This is a genomic window from Pseudomonas triclosanedens (genome assembly GCF_026686735.1).
In the GTDB taxonomy this organism is placed as follows: domain Bacteria; phylum Pseudomonadota; class Gammaproteobacteria; order Pseudomonadales; family Pseudomonadaceae; genus Pseudomonas; species Pseudomonas triclosanedens.
Genome location: NZ_CP113432.1, coordinates 843,492 through 861,350, shown reverse-complemented (window position 1 = coordinate 861,350; position 17,859 = coordinate 843,492). Strand labels below are relative to the sequence as shown.

Here is a 17,859-nt window from a genome sequence, read left to right as displayed (position 1 = left end):
CATGACCGCCCAGAACTTCATCGCCGGCCGCCGCAGCGGCGTCGGCACTATCCGCCTGCAGAGCCTCGACGCCAGCACCGGCGAAGCCCTGCCCCGGGAATTTCTCCAGGCAACGGCGGAGGAAATCGACGCCGCCGCCAGCGCCGCCGAAGCCGCATTCCCAACCTACAGCACGCTGGCGCCGGAGCGCCGCGCACAATTCCTCGACGCCATCGCCAGCGAACTGGACGCTCTCGGCGATGACTTCATCGCCACCGTCTGCTGCGAAACCGCCCTGCCCGCCGCGCGCATCCAGGGCGAACGCAGCCGCACCAGCAACCAGATGCGCCTGTTCGCCAAGGTACTGCGCCGTGGCGACTTCCTCGGCGCGCGCATCGACCGCGCACTGCCCGAGCGTCAGCCGCTGCCGCGCCCGGACCTGCGCCAGTACCGCGCCGGCATCGGCCCGGTGGCGGTATTCGGCGCCAGCAACTTCCCGCTGGCATTCTCCACCGCCGGTGGCGACACCGCCGCCGCGCTGGCCGCCGGCTGCCCGGTCGTGGTGAAAGCCCACAGCGGCCACATGGCCACCGCCGAACAGGTCGCCGAAGCCATCGTCCGTGCAGCCGAAACCACCGGCATGCCGGCTGGCGTGTTCAACATGATCTACGGTGCCGGCGTCGGCGAAGCACTGGTGAAGCATCCGGCGATCCAGGCGGTCGGCTTCACCGGCTCGCTCAAGGGCGGTCGCGCACTGTGCGACCTGGCCGCCGCGCGCGCCCGACCGATCCCGGTGTTCGCCGAGATGAGCAGCATCAATCCCGTGCTGGTGCTGCCCGCCGCCCTGCACGCGCGCGGCGAGAAGATCGCCGGTGAGCTGGCCGATTCGGTGGTGCTCGGCTGCGGCCAGTTCTGCACCAATCCCGGCCTGGTGATCGGCATCGCCTCGCCGGACTTCAGCCTGTTCGTCGCCAACCTGATCGCCGAGATCGGCCAGCGCCCGGCGCAGACCATGCTCAACGCCGGTACGCTGAAGAGTTACCAGAACGGCCTCGCCCGCCTGCGCGCCCACACCGGCGTGCGGCACCTCGCGGGCCTGGCACAGGAAGGCCGCCAGGCACGCCCGCAACTGTTCCAGGCCGACGCCAGCCTGTTGCTGGAAGGCGACGAACTGCTGCAGGAAGAAGTCTTCGGGCCGGCCACCATCGTGGTCGAAGTAGCCGACGAAGCCGAACTGTTCAGCGCCCTGCACGGCCTGCACGGCCAGCTCACCGCCACGCTGATCGCCGAGGCCGACGACCTGTCGCGCTTCGCCGCGCTGGTACCGCTGCTGGAGCGCAAGGCCGGCCGCCTGCTGCTCAACGGCTACCCGACCGGCGTGGAAGTCTGCGACGCGATGGTTCACGGCGGCCCTTACCCGGCGACATCCGACGCACGCGGCACCTCGGTCGGCAGCCTGGCCATCGACCGTTTCCTGCGTCCGGTGTGCTACCAGAACTATCCCGACGCGCTGCTGCCCGATGCGCTCAAGGACGCCAACCCGCTGGGCATCGCGCGCCTGCTGGATGGCGAAATGACCCGCGAGCCGCTGGCGCGCTGAGCGTTCGTCGGTGAGGGAGTGAATGTCGGCCAGTCCCGCACCGACGATCAGCCCCGGCCTTGCGCCGGGGCTTTTTTATCCACGTACCCCGAGCATCCCGTACCGGAATCAACGCGAGCCGCAGCCGTAGGATGGGTGATACCCATCAACAGATTCACGCGCCGCTCGATGGGTATCGCTACGCTCCACACCATCCTACGAACGTGCCAAGGCAATGCCTCTGCGGCTCGGGGTTGCGCTCATAGAAGCAGACGTCTTCCTCGATCGGATCCACAACGAGGCAATCGCGGACAAAGTCCACCACCACGCAAACATCCCATGCCGGAATCGACACGAGCCGCAGCCGTAGGATGGGTGGAGCGCAGCAATACCCATCAGCCATGTTCGTACGCCGCTCGATGGGTATCGCTACGCTCCCCCATCCTGCGGACCTGCCAGCACAAGTTTTCTGACCGCCCCGGCAGCACGCCGACAGGGAGCACCACTATTCGAGCAGCGCGCGCAAATCGGCATACAGCGAATCGCTGATCTCCACGCCCTCGGCAAGGCTGCGGCGGCGCGCCGCAAAGCGGCGCTGCGATGGCAGGCGTGCGCCCATGCCGACGATGGACTCGAACAGTGTCTCGGCCCGCGCCAGATGCCGTGGCGCATCCGCACCGAGGAACCGTGCCGGGTCGAAGGCGATCAGCAACTCGCCGTGATAGGGCGAGGACTTCGTCCCCTCATCGAAGACGGAGGCTTCGGCGCTGGTCAGGTCACCGATCAAGGGGCCGGCGATCAGCTCGACCATGGTCGCCAGCGCCGAGCCCTTGTGCCCACCGAAGGTCAGCATGGCGCCGTCGAGCACCGCGCCCGGGTCGGTGCTCGGGTTGCCCTGGGCATCGATGCCCCAGCCCAGCGGAATTTCCTTGCCCTCGCGTTCGTGCAACTGGATCTCGCCGCGCGCCACCACCGTGGTGGCGAAATCGAAGACATACGGATCGCCCGCCCCACGCGGCCAGCCGAAGGCAATGGGGTTGGTGCCGAACAGAGGCCGGGTTCCTCCCGCCGGCGCCACATAGGCCTGGGCCGGAGTGACCGCCAGGGCGACCAGGCCGTGGGCAGTGATCCGCTCGATCTCCACCCACAACGCAGAAAAATGCACGCAGTGGTTGATCGCCAGCGCGGCAAGCCCCTGACTGCGCGCCTTCTCCACCAGCTTCGGCAGGCCGAGGTCGAAGGCGCATTGCGAAAAGCCCCCCCTGGCGTCCACCCGCACCAGTGCCGGCGCGGGTTCCGACAGCTCCGGCACGGCATCGGGCACCACCTTGCCGGCGCGCACCGTGTGAATGCAGCCAAGCAATCGCCATACGCCGTGAGAAGTACACCCGTCGCGCTCGCCGGCCAGCACGGTGTCGGTCACCGCCTGTACGTGCGGCTCGCTGAAACCGTTGTGGCGCAGGATCGCCACCGACAATTCACGCAGTTCGTCCAGGGACAATCGAGTCACGCAATCCTCCTCAATCCATACCAATCGTTTCCACGCGCTGCGGCAATCCGCCGCCCATCGGGCAACGTATCTACAGTGGCCGCTGAGGCCCCGTACCGCTTGCGTGCAATCGGCAGTACCGACGACGATTTCGGCACAGCCGGGCAGCAGGCTTCCGACCATCCGGTCAGCCCAAGGATTGGCCCTGCGTTGCTTGGGCCAATCCGGCGCTTCGGGTAAACTGCCGCATCTTTGCCTTCCAATAACGATCAGCCTGATGCCCACGACGTTCCACGAGATTCCCCGCGAGCGCCCTGCCACGCCCCTGCTCGACCGCGCCAGCACGCCGGTCGAACTGCGCCGGCTGGGCGAAGCGGAGCTGCTGACCCTCGCTGACGAGCTGCGCCAGTACCTGCTCTATAGTGTTGGCCAGACCGGCGGTCACTTCGGCGCAGGGCTGGGAGTGGTCGAGCTGACCATTGCCCTGCACTACGTCTTCGATACGCCAGACGACCGCCTGGTATGGGACGTCGGCCACCAGGCCTATCCGCACAAGATCCTTACCGGGCGCCGCGAACGCATGGGCAGCCTGCGCCAGAAGGACGGCCTGGCCGCCTTCCCGCGCCGCTCGGAAAGCGAGTACGACACCTTCGGCGTCGGCCACTCCAGCACCTCCATCAGCGCCGCCCTGGGCATGGCCATCGCGGCCCGCATGCAGGGCTCCAGCCGCAAGTCGGTAGCGGTGATCGGCGATGGCGCGCTGACCGCCGGCATGGCCTTCGAGGCGCTCAACCACGCGTCGGAAGTCAAGGCCGACATGCTGGTGGTGCTCAACGACAACGACATGTCGATCTCGAACAACGTCGGCGGCCTGTCCAACTACCTGGCCAAGATTCTCTCCAGCCGCACTTACAGCAGCATGCGCGAAGGCAGCAAGAAGGTGCTCTCGCGCCTGCCCGGCGCCTGGGAAATCGCCCGCCGTACCGAAGAATACGCCAAGGGCATGCTGGTCCCCGGCACACTGTTCGAGGAACTGGGCTGGAACTACATCGGCCCGATCGATGGCCATGACCTGCCGACCCTGATCGCCACCCTGCGCAACATGCGCGACCTCAAGGGCCCGCAGTTCCTGCACGTGGTGACCAAGAAGGGCAAGGGCTTCGCCCCGGCGGAGATCGACCCGATCGGCTACCACGCCATCACCAAGCTGGAGCCCGAGGGCGCAGCCAACGCCGCGCCGAAAAAAGCCGGCGGACCGAAGTACTCCAGCGTGTTCGGCCAGTGGCTGTGCGACATGGCCGCGCAAGACCCGCGTCTGGTCGGCATCACGCCGGCAATGAAGGAAGGCTCCGACCTGGTGGCCTTCGCCGACAGGTTCCCGGAGCGTTACTTCGATGTTGCCATCGCCGAGCAGCATGCCGTGACTCTCGCGGCCGGCATGGCCTGCGACGGCGCCAAGCCGGTGGTGGCGATCTACTCCACCTTCCTGCAACGCGGCTACGACCAACTGATCCACGACGTCGCGGTGCAGAACCTCGACGTGCTGTTCGCCATCGACCGCGCCGGTCTCGTCGGCGAAGACGGCCCGACCCATGCCGGCAGCTTCGACCTCTCCTACCTGCGCTGCATCCCCGGCATGCTGGTGATGACGCCCAGCGACGAGAACGAACTGCGCAAGCTGCTCACCACCGGCCATCACTTCGAAGGCCCGGCGGCGGTGCGCTACCCGCGCGGCACCGGCCCCAACGCAGCCATCGAGCAGGAGTTGCAGCCGGTGGAAATCGGCAAGGGCGTGGTGCGCCGCGAAGGCAAGGCCGGCAAGGTCGCCTTCCTGGTATTCGGCGTGCAGTTGTCCGAGGCGCTTAAAGTGGCCGAGCAGTTCGATGCCACGGTCGCCGACATGCGCTTCGTCAAACCGCTGGATGAAGAACTGGTGCGCCAGCTCGCCGCCAGCCACGAACTGCTGGTAACCATCGAAGAGAACTCGGTGATGGGTGGAGCTGGCGCTGCCGTCAGCGAATTCCTCGCCCGCGAGAACATCCAGCGGCCGATCCTGCACCTGGGCCTGCCGGACTACTACGTCGAGCATGCCAAACCGGCGCAGATGCTCGCCGAGTGCGGGCTGGATGCCGCCGGTATCGAAGCTTCCGTACGCGCACGACTGGAAGCGCTGGGCAACCGCTGACACCGATCGGCGCATCCCTCCTCCGGAGTATTGCCAGCGACGGGCGCACCGACTAAGGTGCGCCCGTTTTCGTTCGAGGTAACGGGAAGCAGGTGAAAGACCTGCGCTGCCCCCGCAACGGTAACCGACCGCAGGCCCAGGGCCTGCCGCACTGCGTACCGCCACTGTGCATTGCATGGGAAGGCCGCAGTCGTGGGTGTCGGCAGCCCGGAGACCGCCCTCGACACGCCCCGACAGGTGTTGCGGAGGGCCGCACCGTCAAGCGCGGCCGGTCCGCCCTTGCCCACGCCCTCCTCGAAAGTCATCCAACCGCTTTTGAGGACGCTCGATGAAATTCACCCGACTCGCGCTGGCCGCCAGCCTGCTCCCCGGCATGGCCGCCGCCGATGCCACAGCACTATCCGACGACATCTACGCCTTGCCGGCGCTGGTGATCACCTCCGGCCGCCAGGCCCAGCCGCGCTTCCAGGCTACCTCGGCCAACAGCGTGTTCACCCACAAGGACATCGAACGCCTGCAGGTACGCAGCGTGCCCGAGCTGCTCGCCCGCGTGCCCGGCGTGCAGATGGGCAGCTCCGGCGGGGTGATCTCCTACTCCGTGCGCGGCACCAGCACCGCCCAGACCCTGGTGCTGGTGGATGGCCAGCGCGTGGCCTCGGCCAGCACCGGCATCGCGCGCCTGGACTACCTGAACATCGACAACGTCGAGCGTGTGGAAGTGACGCGCGGCCCGCGCTCCTCGCTGTACGGCGCCGACGCCATCGGCGGGGTGATCCAGATCTTCACCCGCCGCGGCAAGGCAGGCCTGCACCCGGAAGTCCGCCTGGCAGCCGGCAGCCACCATACCTTCGAGCGCAGCCTGGCGCTGGCGGGCGGTGACGAGCGCACCACCTTCAACCTCGGCGGCAGCCTCGACGAAAGCGCTGGCTGGGACCGCACCAGCGACAACGTCGGGGCCGACAGCGACCACGACGCCCAGCGCAACAAGGCCGTGCACCTGAACCTCGACCACCACTTCAGCGACGACTGGAAGGCCGGGCTCAACCTCAACGACCAGCGCGGCAAGAAGGAATACGACGACGCCTATAACTTCGAACCGGGCTCGCCCCGCGACGAATTCCGCGTCAGCAGCTACAGCGCCTACCTCGACGGTCAGCTCACCGATATCTGGAACAGCCGCCTGGAACTGGGCCGCAGCTTCGACCGCAACAAGGCGCTGGGCGCCGCCGACAGCTGGAACAACGGCACGCTGGAAACCACCCGCCACTCCGCCGGCTGGCTCAACCGGCTGCAACTGGACGCAGCCAACCAGCTCGCCCTGGGCGCCGACTGGTACGAGGACCGCGTCGAGGGCACGACCGTCTTCGCCGAAGATCAGCGCGAGAACCACGCCTTCTTCGCCCAGCACAGTTTCAAGGGCGAGGACTTCGCCACCGAGCTTGGCCTGCGCCACGACGACAACCAGATCTACGGCAGCCAGAACAGTTGGAACGCCGCCTTCACCCTGCCGGTGGGCGACAGCCAGAGCTGGATTGCCAGCTATGGCGAAGGCTTCCGCGCGCCGACCTTCAGCGACCTCTACTACCCCGGCGCCGGCAACCCCGACCTGAAGGCGGAGACCTCGAAGACCTACGAGCTGCAATGGCGCGGCGATTTTTCCGGCACCCACCTCGAAGCCTCGCTGTACCGCACCGAAGTCGACGACATGATCACCTGGGACAACGACACCCAGCAGACCGAGAACATCGCCAAGGCGCGCATCGACGGCTTCGAAGCGAACATCGCCCGCCAGGTGCTGGGCTGGCACGCCAACCTCGGCCTGAGCCTGATCGACCCACGCGACCGCGACAGCGGCCACACCCTGCCCTACCGCGCACGCCGCACCCTGAGCCTGGATCTCGACCGGCAATTCGGCCCATTCGGCGTCGGCGGCTCCTGGCGCGCAGTCAGCCAACGCTACGACGATGCGAAGAACACCCGGCAACTCTCCGGCTACGGCGTACTCGACCTGCGCACCAGTTGGCAGAGCACCCCGGAACTTCGCTGGGACCTGAAGCTGGATAACGCGCTGGACCGCGACTACACCCTGGGCGACTACATGCGCCCGACCAGCCCGATGGACTTCACCGGCGAAGCCCGCCCCTACCGCGAGGCCGGTCGAACCGCGCTGCTGGCGGTAACCTGGACGCCAGAGCTGTAACGCAAGCGACACGCCACGGGAGAGAAGAACATCGAGCGCATCGGTCGCGCGCCCCGGAGGACTCTGCTCCTGCGGGGGCGACACCCGCTCAAGCCAGATTCACACCTTGGCAGGTCGTAGGATGGCGTGGAGCACAGCGATACCCATCGAGCAGCCTGTGACCCCATTGATGGGTAGCGCTGCGCGCCGCCCATCCTGCGGCGCGCCAACTCGATAGCTGTTGCAGCCTAGACCAGAACGCCCGCCATCCGTCCCAGCTCCGCGCAATCGCGCGCGTGCCAGTCGGTCAGTTCGGGCCAGGGGTTTTCCGGCAGGTTGACCAGCGCGCTGTGCACTCCGGCGGCTCGGGCGCATTCGAGGTCGAAGTGGTAGTCGCCGACCATCAGCATGCGTTCAGGCGCGACGCCCCAGCGTGCTGCGAGGCGCAACAACCCGTCGGGGCTGGGCTTGGGGTCGGCTTCGCCGCGTCCGAGGATGTCTTCGGTGTGGAAGCAATCGGCAACACCGATCGCCGCCAGGGTGACCAGCGCCAATTCATGGGCGTTGCGGGTGAGTATGCCCAGGCGATACCCCGCATCGTGCAGCGCACGGATCAGCGCCACCGCGCCGGGCGCCGCCGTGGAGGCCACCGCCAGCTCGCGCTCGTGCTCCAGCAGCCAGGCATGCTTGGCCGCCGACTCGGCCTCAGGCAGCGCGGCCAGATGCCTGAGAATGTCGTCCTCCTGGGGGATGCCCAGCGCCCGCTTGATTGCCGGGAAGTCATGCACCGCCAGGGTCAGGGTGCCGTCCATGTCGAACACCCAGTGGCGGATCTCGGCAAGCGTCACGCCCAGTCCTCGCGCTTGCGGATCAGCCCTTCCTGGGTCGCCGAGGCAACCAGTTGGCCATCGCGGTTGAAGATGCTGCCGCGCACGAAGCCGCGACCGTTGCCGGCCCACGGGCTGTCGATGGCGTAGAGCAGCCACTCGTCCGCGCGCAGGTCGCGGTGGAACCACACGGAATGATCGATGGTGGCGACCTGCATGTCCTTCTGCCACACCGAACGCCCGTGAGGCAGCAGCGAGGTGGTGAGGAAGCCGAAATCGGAGGCATAGGCCAGCAGGTATTTGTGCAGTGCCGGGACGTCCGGCAGCTTGCCGTCGGCGCGCAGCCAGAGGTACTTGATCGGCTCGCCGACTTCGGGGTCGTACGGGTCGTTCTCGGTGACCGGGCGAATCTCGATGGGCTTGGGATACAGCAGCTTGTCGCGGATGCGTTCGGGGAACTGCGCGGCGCTGCGCTGCTTGAGCTCCTGGTCGGTGGGCAGGTTTTCCGGGCCGACCACCTCGGGCATCGGAATCTGGTGCTGGAAGCCTTCCTCGTCGTACTGGAACGAGGTGCTCAGGGCGAAGATCGGCTGGCCCTTCTGGATCGCGGTGACACGGCGGGTGCTGAAAGTGCCGCCGTCGCGCACGCGATCGACCTGGTAGACGACGGGCTTGCTGGCATCGCCCGGACGCAGGAAGTAGCCGTGCATCGAGTGTACGTGGCGTGCCGGGTCCACCGTCTGGCTGGCTGCCGAAAGCGCTTGCCCGAGTACCTGCCCGCCATAGAGCTGGCGGAACCCGAGGTCCTGGCTCATGCCGCGAAACAGGTTCTCCTCGATGGGTTCCAGGCTCAACAGAGCCACCAGGTTGTCCAGAATCTGGGTCATGCGCTTTCCTCGAAGAAACTCTACTGCTCGAATGGGGGGCGACGCGGCGCCGGGTAGGCGGGGAGGCTGCTCAGGCGAGTGTCCCATACCGCGCGGCCAATGGTGAAATGATAGAGGCTGACCGGGCGGTCCGAACCATCGCCGAGCAATTGCTCTACCGCCGGGTCGAAATAGCAGCCGATGCCAGTGCCGGAAAGCCCCGCCGCCTCAGCCTCCAGGTAGAGCAACTGGCCGATTTGCCCGCACTCCCAGTACAGCCGCGGATAGGTCCAGGCGCCCTCTGCCAGCGCGGCGTCGAGATCGGCCAGCATGGCAAAGGCGACGCAGCCGTCGCTGGCGATGTCCTGCCCGCAAGACAGGAAGGCCGACAGCCCGCGGGCATCTCCCTCCAGCAGGCGATACAACGGCAGACCCGACGCAGCGACCGCCTGCCACTGAAAGTCCTCGCGCAGGCCACCCGCCTCACGACCGCTGCGGCCCAGCCAATAGAGCCCCGGTGCCAGTCCCTGGACACGGTGAACGAACAGCAGCAGATCGACCCGCGCAGGCTCACCGCTACAGGCGAAAGGAACCGGCGAACGCTCCGGCAGCAGGCGGCGCAACCAGGCATACAGCAACTCGGCCAGGATCCCGCTGCGTCCATCCATCGACTGCGCGCTGCGGCGGCGATGCAGGATCGGACGCAGCGGCAGGCCAGGGTTTTCGAGCTCGCACGAGCGCTCCACGGCCTGCCCGGCAGCCCAGCCGGCAGCGGGCAGCGCCGGAGCCCGGCAGATCGCCCGAACCCGCTCCAGCTCCGGCCAGTGACGATACTCGCGCGACAGCCGGTTGGGCGCGCCGCTCAACGGCAGTTCGGCGAGGCCGTCGAGCAGCGCGCTGGGCAAGGGAAACTCGGCGGCCTGTGCCGGACCGATCCACAGCAAGGCATCCACGCACTCCTGCTCGCAGAACCCTTCGCGATCGAGACCGAACACTGCATCCAGCCGTGCCTCGGCGACACCGCGCAACAGACGCACGTCCCAGCCCTGGATCGCGGCAGCGATGCTCAGGCAAGCCAGCGCGTGGCCCAGGTCATGATTGCAGTAGCGATAGGCGCGCTCGCCGTACTTCCAGGCTTCGCGCCAGGGAATGCTGGCCAGCGCGAGCAGGCAGCCGTCGGCAGGCAGGGCTGCGTCGAACTGCTCCGCCAACTCTGCCGGCAGCTCGGCGCGTATCTCCAGAACATGCTCATCAGCGCTGTAGTGCGCCAGCAGCGCAGCGTTATCCACAGTCCCGGAGGGCAGCAGCAGATAGGCCTCGGTCGGGTGCAGATTGCCGCTCGACGGATTCACCCGCAGCGCCCAGCGATTGCCCTGGGACTCCTTCCAGGCCGACAGCGCCAGGCTGTCGTAGAGCAGTTGCGAAACGCTGGCCAGGCCTATCGGCGCGGCACTGCCGAGCGGGCCGGAGAAGACGTCGTCGTAGCCGGGCGACTCCTCCTGCGGCCGATGCAGCAGTTCGATGCAGCGCGCGCCGGCATAACGGCGAAAGGGCGCCGGCTGGGTCGCCCAGTCGAGCCGGCCCGGCCCCGGAGCGAAGCGCTCGGGAAGATGCCGGCTGAGCTCATGGTAGGCGCGTACGCCGTCCACCGGGTTCATGCCCAGTCTTCCCGGCGCAGTCGATAGAGCACATGGGGCCGCAGCGCGTGGCCTTCCGGCAGGTTCGGATGCTCGAAGTCCCCGTGAACATCCCGACGCATCCCCAACCGCTGCATCAAGCCCTGGGACGGCAGGTTGGCCGGCACGGTGAACGCCAGGACCTCGTCCAGCGCCAGCGTCTCGAAGGCGAACCCCAGCGCCGCGCGCGCCGCCTCCAGCGCATAGCCCTGCCGCCAGTAGGCGGCGTGCAGACGCCAGCCGATTTCAACAGCCGGGGTGAACGAGGCCTCGAAAGGGATCCATTGCAGGCCGAGCACGCCGATGAAGGCACCGTCCTCCCGGCGTTCGATCACCCATTGGCCGAAGCCGTAGGTGTCGACGTGCACGAGGATACGGCCGGCCAGCAGGTCGCTTTCCTCCCGGCTCATGCAGCCAGGGAAGTGGCGCATCACCTCGGGATCGGCGTTCATCGCGGCGAAGGCCGGCAGGTCATCGGCACGCCAGGGGCGCAGGAGCAGGCGTTCGGTGGTCAGGCAGGGAAAAGTCATCGGCGCGCCGTCGCAGTTCGTCGGAGGGAACCATGATACCCGTTGCCCGATCCGGCCGTTGCAGCCTGTCCGGGCGCGCAATCGTTTCAGCACAGCACGCTCCGCTTCTGGTATTTTTGTCGCACCTTCGCTGTCGGTCACTGCCTTGACCGTGCTCCAGCAGACAGCCGCGCCGCACGGCGCACCTCAAAAGACCAAGGAAAACCAATGACGACCTCCACCACCGGACCGCAACGCGGTGCGGCCCTGGTGCTTTTCGCGCTTGCCGTCGGCGGCTTCGCCATCGGCACCACCGAATTCGCCACCATGAGCCTGCTGCCCTACTTCGCCCCGGCGCTGGGCATCGACGCCCCGACCGCCGGCCACGTGATCAGCGCCTACGCCCTGGGCGTGGTGGTCGGCGCACCGCTGCTGGCAACCCTCGGCGCACGCCTGCCGCGCCGCACCCTGCTGATACTGCTGATGGGCCTATTCGCCATCGGCAACGGCCTCAGCGCACTGGCGCCGACCTATCACTGGATGCTGCTGTTCCGCTTCATCAGCGGCCTGCCCCACGGCGCCTACTTCGGCATCGCCGCGCTGGTCGCCGCCTCGGTAGTACCGCCGCATCGGCGTACGGTGGCGGTCGGACGGATGTTCCTCGGCCTCACGGTCGCCACCATCATCGGCGTGCCGCTGGCCAACTGGCTGAGCCAGGCGGTGGGCTGGCGCTGGAGCTTCGCTCTGGTTGCCGCCCTCGGCGTCGCCACCATGTTCTGCGTGCGCCTGTTCGCGCCCTGCTCGCCAGCCGAGCCGGGCTCCAGCCCGTTGCGCGAACTGGGCGCCTTGAAGCGCGGTCAGGTCTGGCTGACGCTGGGCATCGGCGCCATCGGCTTCGGCGGTCTGTTCGCGGTCTACACCTACCTGGCCGACATCCTCGGCGCGGTCACACAGGTTTCGCCAGGCATCGTGCCGCTGGTCATGGCGGTGTTCGGTATCGGCATGACCCTGGGCAACCTGTTCATCCCGGTGCTCGCCGACCGCGCCGTGATGCCCACGGCGGGCGGCCTGCTGGTGTGGAGCGCGGTGGTGCTGGCGATTTTCCCGTTCACCGCCGGAAATATCTGGAGCATCTCGATCTGCGTGTTCTTCGTCGGCTTCGGCGGCGCCCTGGGCACCGTATTGCAGACCCGACTGATGGATGTCGCCGAGGACGCCCAGGGCCTGGCCGCGGCGCTGAACCACTCGGCGTTCAACTTCGCCAACGCGCTCGGCCCGTACCTTGGCGGCCTCGCCCTGGCAGCCGGCTACGGCTGGACTTCACCGGGCTGGGTCGGCAGCCTGCTGGCCATCGGCGGCTTCGTGCTGTGGTCGGTCGCGGTAGCCACCAGCCGACGCGGCGAGCGCCGCAATGCGGCGATCTCCAGCGAGAGCTGAATACAAAAAGGGCCGGCGCAATGCCGGCCCTTTCGTCCACGCCCATCGTCGACGTACCCTGTGGCCCATCTCCTCGCCACACCGACGCCATGCCGCTGCCCCTGGTCTACCACGACGACTACAGCCCGCCGTTCCCGGACAATCATCGCTTCCCGATGGAGAAGTTCCGCCTGCTGCGCGACCATCTGGTGGACAGCGGATTGACGAGCGATGCCGACCTGCTGCGCCCGGAACTCTGCCCTGTGGATATCCTCGCCCTGGCCCACGACCGGGGTTACATCGAGCGTTATTGCGACGGCGATATGAGCCGCGAAGAACTGCGGCGCCTCGGCCTGCCCTGGAGCGAAGCCCTTGCGCGGCGCACGGTGCGTGCCGTGGGTGGTTCACTGCTGAGCGCCGAGCTCGCCCTGCGGCACGGCCTGGCCTGCCACCTGGCCGGCGGTACGCACCATGCGCACCATGATCACGCCTCGGGCTTCTGCATCTTCAACGACCTGGCGGTCATCAGCCTCTATCTGCTGGAAAGCGGCATGGCCCAGCGGGTGCTGATCTTCGACTGCGACGTGCACCAGGGAGACGGTACCGCGCGCATCCTGGAGAACGTGCCGGATGCGATCACAGTGTCGCTGCACTGCGAGAAGAACTTCCCGGCGCGCAAGGCCCACAGCGACTGGGACATTCCCCTGCCGCTGCACCTGGGCGATGCCGAGTATCTGAAGGTGGTCGAGGAAGCGCTGGACTACCTGCTGCCGCTGTACCAGCCGGACATCGTGCTCTACGACGCCGGCGTCGATGTGCACAAGGACGATGCCCTGGGCTATCTGCAGCTCACCGATGCGGGACTGGCCGCGCGGGATGAACACGTCATCCGCCGCTGCCTGCGTGCTGGCATCCCGGTGGTGGGCGTCATCGGTGGCGGCTACGACAAGGACCGCCACGCCCTCGCGCGGCGCCACGGAATCCTGCACTACAGCGCCGCGAAGGTCGCGCGCGAATTTCAGTTGGACCGATAGCGCGAGTTGTTCATGCACATCCGCAGCGGCAGGCGCTGCGCTTCCCAGCGCGCCAGTTCCTTTTCCGAATAGCCCAGCAGCGCAGCGGCCCGTTTGCGGGAGTCCTGCTCGTAGTGCCGCTGGCAATAGCGCATGACCTGCTCAGGAACCTGGCACTTGAGCAACTCGGTGGCGTGCAGCTCTCCCGGCCCGCCGCGCCAGATATTCACGTAGCGCCCCCAGGCCGTGTAGATGTAGAGGTTGTGCAGGGCGATGCGCAAGGACAACTGTTCCAGCTTGTTCTGCTCGAACCTCAGCCGCGAGCGCCGGAGATTCTTCTCCAGGCGAACCAGCATGTGCGCCACCGCCTCGTTCAGGAGTGCGCGAATGTTGTCGCTGGGGATACTGCGTATAACGATGTCCAGCCCGCTCACGCGTACACGGGTATCGCTACCCTCGACACGCAACAGGGCTTCATGGGAGCGGAGGTAATCACGAACTTTCATCAGCGTTCCGGCCTGAAAAACCAAGTCCGGAAATGCTGATGGATAGGCATTTTCACCAATATCAGAAAGTACCTATTCAGCTGTACGAATCCACCCGATCTCCCTGATGGCGCGCCGATAGCCGGTGGAAAATTCCCTCGCCGGCAAACTCGGGCGCTGCGCTAGAATTACGCCCCCATTTTCTTTCCCCAGACCGACCGATATGCCCGACGCCGCTCCGCTCGCTTCCCGTTCCGCCGCCATCATCGGTGGCGGCCCCGCCGGCCTGATGGCGGCGGAGGTGCTGGCCGCCGCTGGCGTCCGGGTCGAGGTGTTCGACGCCATGCCCTCGGTTGGCCGCAAGTTCCTGCTGGCCGGCGTCGGCGGCATGAACATCACTCACTCGGAAGAACGCGAGCCCTTCCTGTCGCGCTACGGCGAGCGCGCCGGCACCCTGGAGCCGCTGATCGACGCCTTCGACAGCCGGGCCCTGCGAAGCTGGATTCACGGCCTGGGCATCGACACCTTCGTCGGCACCTCCGGCCGCGTGTTTCCCACTGACATGAAGGCCGCCCCGCTATTGCGCGCCTGGCTCAAGCGCCTGCGCGACACCGGCGTGGTCCTGCATACCCGGCACCGCTGGCGTGGCTGGGATGCCGACGGCGCAGTACTGGTCGATGGCCCCGAAGGGCAGCGGCGGGTAAACGCCGACGTGCTGGTACTCGCGCTCGGCGGCGGCAGTTGGCAGCGCCTGGGCTCAGACGGCGCATGGGTGCCGCTGCTGCAGCAACGCGGCGTCGACATCGCGCCGTTGCAGCCCGCCAACTGCGGCTTCGAGGTGGAGGGCTGGAGCGATTTCTTCCGCGACAAGTTCGCCGGCTCGCCGGTCAAGCCAGTCGCCATCTCGCTGGACGACAAGGCGCCGCGCCAGGGCGAGTTCGTGGTGACCGCCGGGGGAATCGAGGGCAGCCTGATCTACGCGCTGTCCGCGGCACTCCGCGAGCGCATCAATGCCAGCGGCAGCGCCACGCTGTACCTGGACCTGCTGCCCGGCCGCAGCCCGGAACAGGTGGCCAAGGCCATCGCCCAGCCACGCGGCTCGAAGTCCGTGGCCAACCATCTGCGTGGCCGGCTCGGACTGGACGGTGTGCGCGCCGGGCTGTTGCGCGAGCTGTCCAATGCCGAGGACTACGCCGATCCGGCACGCCTGGCCGCGACAATCAAGGCGCTGCCGTTGCGTGTCGTGCGTCCGCGCCCACTGGATGAAGCCATCAGCAGCGCCGGCGGCGTGCGCTTCGAAGCACTGGACGAACACCTGATGCTGAACGCCGTGCCCGGCGTGTTCTGCGCCGGCGAAATGCTCGACTGGGAAGCGCCAACCGGCGGCTACCTGCTCACCGCCTGCTTCGCCTGTGGGCGCGCGGCTGGCCTTGGGGCGCTGCGCTGGCTGCAAGGCGCGCGAGATTGAGCGCTGCCAAAATGGCACCATAGTGCTAGATTTCAGACTCCCACCCAGGAGTCATCTGCATGCCACTGACCTTCCGCCCCGCCCGCCCCGCCGATGTCGACGCCGCCGTGCCGCTGATCTACAGCTCCGGCCCCGAGGCATTCGACTATGCCTTCGCCCGCCCCGGCCGCAACAACGCCCAGGACTTCCTGCGCTACGCCTTCGCACAGGGCAGCGGTCAGTTCGGCTGGCGCCAGCACTGGGTCGGTGAGCTGGACGGCCGCGTGGTCGCGGCTGGCACGGTGTTCGGCGGCGAGCAGAACCTGGGCTACCTGCTCGCGGCCAGCCGGCAGATCCTCGGCTTCTTCGGCGCCGGCTCGCTACCGGTCATCCGGCGCGGCCTGCAACTGGAGCGCATCATCTGCCCTCCACCACGCCGCACGCTGTACCTCGCGCACCTGGGTGTCACGCCGGAACTGCGCGGCGAAGGGCTGGGCAGCCAGTTGATCGATCACCTGCTGCAACGCGGCCGGCGCGCCGGGGTATCGATGGCGGCGCTGGATGTCTCGGCGGCCAATCCGAAGGCCCAGGCACTCTATGAACGTCTCGGCTTTCGCGTGCAGATCGAGCGGCCTTCTCATCTGCCCAGCGTGGCCGATCATCGCTACATGCAGCGCCCGCTGTGAGTTCGATCCGGGCTTTGCCGCCGCATCGCCGGGCACCTGGACTCGCCCGGCAGCCTTAAATGGCGCCGCCTGCGTCGATGGCGGCCCGCCCGGGGCCGCGTTCAGGCCCTCGGCTTCTTCCTGCCAGCCGGCTTGCCAGCGCCCGGCCTGCCGCCCGCGGGCTTTCCGCCTGCTGGTTTGCCACCGCCCAGGCCGAATCCGGGTGCCTTGCGCACCGCCTTCACCTGCGGCTTGTCGTCCAGCAGCGAGCCCAGGTGCACCTTGCCCGGCTTGCCGTCGGGAACCTTGGGCTGCTTGGGCTTCTTGGGCTTCTTGGGCTTCTTCAGCACCTGGCCGCCCGGCGCAGTGGTCGGTACGCGGTGCTCGGCCTCGAAGCCATCTTCCTCGTGGCGCTTCAGGGTCTGGCCGATCAGTGTCTCGATGGCTGCCAGTTGCTGAACCTCGTCCGCGCAGACCAGCGAAATAGCCTGCCCGCTCGCGCCGGCACGGCCAGTACGACCGATGCGGTGCACATAGTCCTCGGGGACGATGGGCAGGTCGAAGTTGACCACCAGTGGCATCTCCTGGATGTCCAGGCCGCGCGCCGCCACGTCGGTGGCGACCAGGAAATCCACCTCGCCGGCCTTGAACCGCGCCAAGGCACGCAAGCGGGCCGGCTGCGGCTTGTCGCCGTGGATCGAGTCGGCGGCGATGCCTTCGGCCTGCAACAGGCCCACCAGTTCATCGACACCCTTGCGGGTCTTGGCGAACACCAGTGCCTGGCGCCAGCCCTGTTCGCGCAGCAGGTGCAGGAACAGTTCGGCCTTGCGCTTCTTGTCCACGGTGACCAGGTGCTGCTTCACCGTTCTGGCGGCGGTGTTGCGCGGCGCCACGTCGATGGCTGCCGGATCACGCAGGAGATTGCGCGCCATCTGGCGGATCGCATCGGAGAATGTCGCGGAGAACAGCAGGGTCTGCCGGCGCTTGGGCAGCGCGGCAAACACCTCGTCCAGCTCGCGGGCGAACCCCAGGTCGAGCATGCGGTCGGCTTCGTCCAGTACCAGCACCTGCAACTGGGCGAATTTCAGGGCGTTCTGCCGGTACAGGTCGAGCAGCCGGCCTGGCGTCGCGACCAGCACGTCGACGCCCTTGCGCAGCTTCATCATCTGCGGGTTGATGCTCACCCCGCCGTAAGCCACGGCGGTGCGCAACGGCAGGTGCTGGCCGTACGCGCGGAAACTTTCATGCACCTGCTCGGCCAGCTCGCGGGTCGGTACCAGCACCAGCGCGCGGATCGAGTTGCTCGCCACCTGCGGGCCTTCCTGCAGCAGCGTCTGTAGCAGCGGCAGGGCGAAGCCAGCGGTCTTGCCGGTTCCGGTCTGCGCAGCGGCGAGCAGGTCGCGGCCTTTGAGCACCGCGGGAATGGCCTGGGCCTGGACCGGCGTTGGCGTGCGATAGCCAAGGCCGTCGAGGGCACGCAGCAGAGGTTCGATCAGGCCGAGGGAGGCGAAGGTCATGGAGCGCTCGCAATAGAGTTCGGAATG

The 17,859-nt window shown here is 67.5% G+C and carries 14 protein-coding genes and 1 riboswitch; of the genes, 7 read left to right on the top strand and 7 right to left on the bottom strand.

Going from position 1 to position 17,859, the window contains the following annotated elements:
- The first annotated feature begins 1 nt into the window (after position 1).
- Positions 2-1,579 carry an aldehyde dehydrogenase (NADP(+)) gene (locus tag OU419_RS04125; RefSeq protein WP_254471252.1) on the top strand — a complete coding sequence of 526 codons (1,578 nt, stop codon included), beginning with the start codon at positions 2-4 and terminating at the stop codon, positions 1,577-1,579.
- Positions 1,580-2,063: 484 nt separating this feature from the next.
- Here the strand turns inward: OU419_RS04125 and OU419_RS04120 are convergent, their stop codons facing one another.
- Complete coding sequence (locus tag OU419_RS04120) at positions 2,064-3,068, bottom strand: Ldh family oxidoreductase (protein WP_254471253.1); 1,005 nt, start codon at positions 3,066-3,068, stop codon at positions 2,064-2,066.
- Positions 3,069-3,324: 256 nt separating this feature from the next.
- Here OU419_RS04120 and dxs point away from each other — a divergent pair, with 256 nt between their 5' ends.
- Both dxs and OU419_RS04110 read left to right on the top strand, forming a co-directional pair.
- A complete protein-coding gene (dxs, locus tag OU419_RS04115; RefSeq protein ID WP_254471254.1) occupies positions 3,325-5,232 on the top strand; it encodes a 1-deoxy-D-xylulose-5-phosphate synthase in 1,908 nt (635 codons plus the stop codon).
- Positions 5,233-5,273: 41 nt separating this feature from the next.
- A riboswitch (cobalamin riboswitch) is annotated at positions 5,274-5,452 on the top strand.
- Positions 5,453-5,560: 108 nt separating this feature from the next.
- Entirely contained in the window at positions 5,561-7,432 is a 1,872-nt protein-coding gene (locus OU419_RS04110; protein WP_254471255.1) for a TonB-dependent receptor domain-containing protein, read from the top strand.
- 227 nt (positions 7,433-7,659) lie between these two features.
- On the opposite strand, the gene OU419_RS04105 is transcribed toward OU419_RS04110, so the two are convergent.
- The 4 genes from OU419_RS04105 to OU419_RS04090 are packed head-to-tail and all read right to left on the bottom strand — an operon-like array spanning position 7,660 to position 11,310.
- Positions 7,660-8,259, bottom strand: a complete 600-nt coding sequence (locus OU419_RS04105) for an HAD family hydrolase (RefSeq protein WP_254471256.1) — start codon at positions 8,257-8,259, stop codon at positions 7,660-7,662.
- Complete coding sequence (gene tesB, locus OU419_RS04100; RefSeq protein ID WP_254471257.1) at positions 8,256-9,125, bottom strand: acyl-CoA thioesterase II; 870 nt, start codon at positions 9,123-9,125, stop codon at positions 8,256-8,258. The genes OU419_RS04105 and tesB overlap by 4 nt, the downstream gene beginning before the upstream one ends.
- A 20-nt stretch (positions 9,126-9,145) precedes the next feature.
- Positions 9,146-10,762 carry a SagB/ThcOx family dehydrogenase gene (locus tag OU419_RS04095; protein WP_254471258.1) on the bottom strand — a complete coding sequence of 539 codons (1,617 nt, stop codon included), beginning with the start codon at positions 10,760-10,762 and terminating at the stop codon, positions 9,146-9,148.
- A complete protein-coding gene (locus tag OU419_RS04090; protein ID WP_254471259.1) occupies positions 10,759-11,310 on the bottom strand; it encodes a GNAT family N-acetyltransferase in 552 nt (183 codons plus the stop codon). The genes OU419_RS04095 and OU419_RS04090 overlap by 4 nt, the downstream gene beginning before the upstream one ends.
- A gap of 207 nt (positions 11,311-11,517) precedes the next feature.
- On the opposite strand from OU419_RS04090, the gene OU419_RS04085 reads away from it, so the two are divergent.
- On the top strand, positions 11,518-12,726 hold the full coding sequence (locus OU419_RS04085; protein WP_254471260.1) for an MFS transporter: 1,209 nt from the start codon (positions 11,518-11,520) through the stop codon (positions 12,724-12,726).
- A gap of 89 nt (positions 12,727-12,815) precedes the next feature.
- Positions 12,816-13,739, top strand: a complete 924-nt coding sequence (locus OU419_RS04080; RefSeq protein ID WP_254471415.1) for a histone deacetylase family protein — start codon at positions 12,816-12,818, stop codon at positions 13,737-13,739.
- On the opposite strand, the gene OU419_RS04075 is transcribed toward OU419_RS04080, so the two are convergent.
- A complete protein-coding gene (locus tag OU419_RS04075) occupies positions 13,724-14,224 on the bottom strand; it encodes a hypothetical protein (protein ID WP_254471261.1) in 501 nt (166 codons plus the stop codon). The genes OU419_RS04080 and OU419_RS04075 overlap by 16 nt on opposite strands.
- Positions 14,225-14,426: 202 nt before the next feature.
- On the opposite strand from OU419_RS04075, the gene OU419_RS04070 reads away from it, so the two are divergent.
- The gene (locus OU419_RS04070; RefSeq protein ID WP_254471262.1) at positions 14,427-15,671 is read left to right on the top strand and encodes a TIGR03862 family flavoprotein; all 1,245 of its coding nucleotides are present in this window, start codon (positions 14,427-14,429) and stop codon (positions 15,669-15,671) included.
- 59 nt (positions 15,672-15,730) lie between these two features.
- Entirely contained in the window at positions 15,731-16,336 is a 606-nt protein-coding gene (locus tag OU419_RS04065; protein WP_254471263.1) for a GNAT family N-acetyltransferase, read from the top strand.
- Positions 16,337-16,437: 101 nt separating this feature from the next.
- Here the strand turns inward: OU419_RS04065 and OU419_RS04060 are convergent, their stop codons facing one another.
- Positions 16,438-17,832, bottom strand: coding sequence for a DEAD/DEAH box helicase (locus tag OU419_RS04060; RefSeq protein WP_254471264.1), 1,395 nt, complete (start codon positions 17,830-17,832; stop codon positions 16,438-16,440).
- Positions 17,833-17,859 lie beyond the last annotated feature (27 nt).

Bases quoted from the DNA above. Each gene is read 5' to 3' on its own strand.
- OU419_RS04125 (WP_254471252.1), top strand. From the start codon at position 2: ATGACCGCCCAGAACTTCATCGCCGGCCGCCGCAGCGGCGTCGGCACT.
- dxs (WP_254471254.1), top strand. From the start codon at position 3,325: ATGCCCACGACGTTCCACGAGATTCCCCGCGAGCGCCCTGCCACGCCC.
- OU419_RS04110 (WP_254471255.1), top strand. From the start codon at position 5,561: ATGAAATTCACCCGACTCGCGCTGGCCGCCAGCCTGCTCCCCGGCATG.
- tesB (WP_254471257.1), bottom strand. From the start codon at position 9,125: ATGACCCAGATTCTGGACAACCTGGTGGCTCTGTTGAGCCTGGAACCC.
- OU419_RS04095 (WP_254471258.1), bottom strand. From the start codon at position 10,762: ATGAACCCGGTGGACGGCGTACGCGCCTACCATGAGCTCAGCCGGCAT.
- OU419_RS04090 (WP_254471259.1), bottom strand. From the start codon at position 11,310: ATGACTTTTCCCTGCCTGACCACCGAACGCCTGCTCCTGCGCCCCTGG.
- OU419_RS04085 (WP_254471260.1), top strand. From the start codon at position 11,518: ATGACGACCTCCACCACCGGACCGCAACGCGGTGCGGCCCTGGTGCTT.
- OU419_RS04080 (WP_254471415.1), top strand. From the start codon at position 12,816: ATGCCGCTGCCCCTGGTCTACCACGACGACTACAGCCCGCCGTTCCCG.
- OU419_RS04075 (WP_254471261.1), bottom strand. From the start codon at position 14,224: ATGAAAGTTCGTGATTACCTCCGCTCCCATGAAGCCCTGTTGCGTGTC.
- OU419_RS04070 (WP_254471262.1), top strand. From the start codon at position 14,427: ATGCCCGACGCCGCTCCGCTCGCTTCCCGTTCCGCCGCCATCATCGGT.
- OU419_RS04065 (WP_254471263.1), top strand. From the start codon at position 15,731: ATGCCACTGACCTTCCGCCCCGCCCGCCCCGCCGATGTCGACGCCGCC.
- OU419_RS04060 (WP_254471264.1), bottom strand. From the start codon at position 17,832: ATGACCTTCGCCTCCCTCGGCCTGATCGAACCTCTGCTGCGTGCCCTC.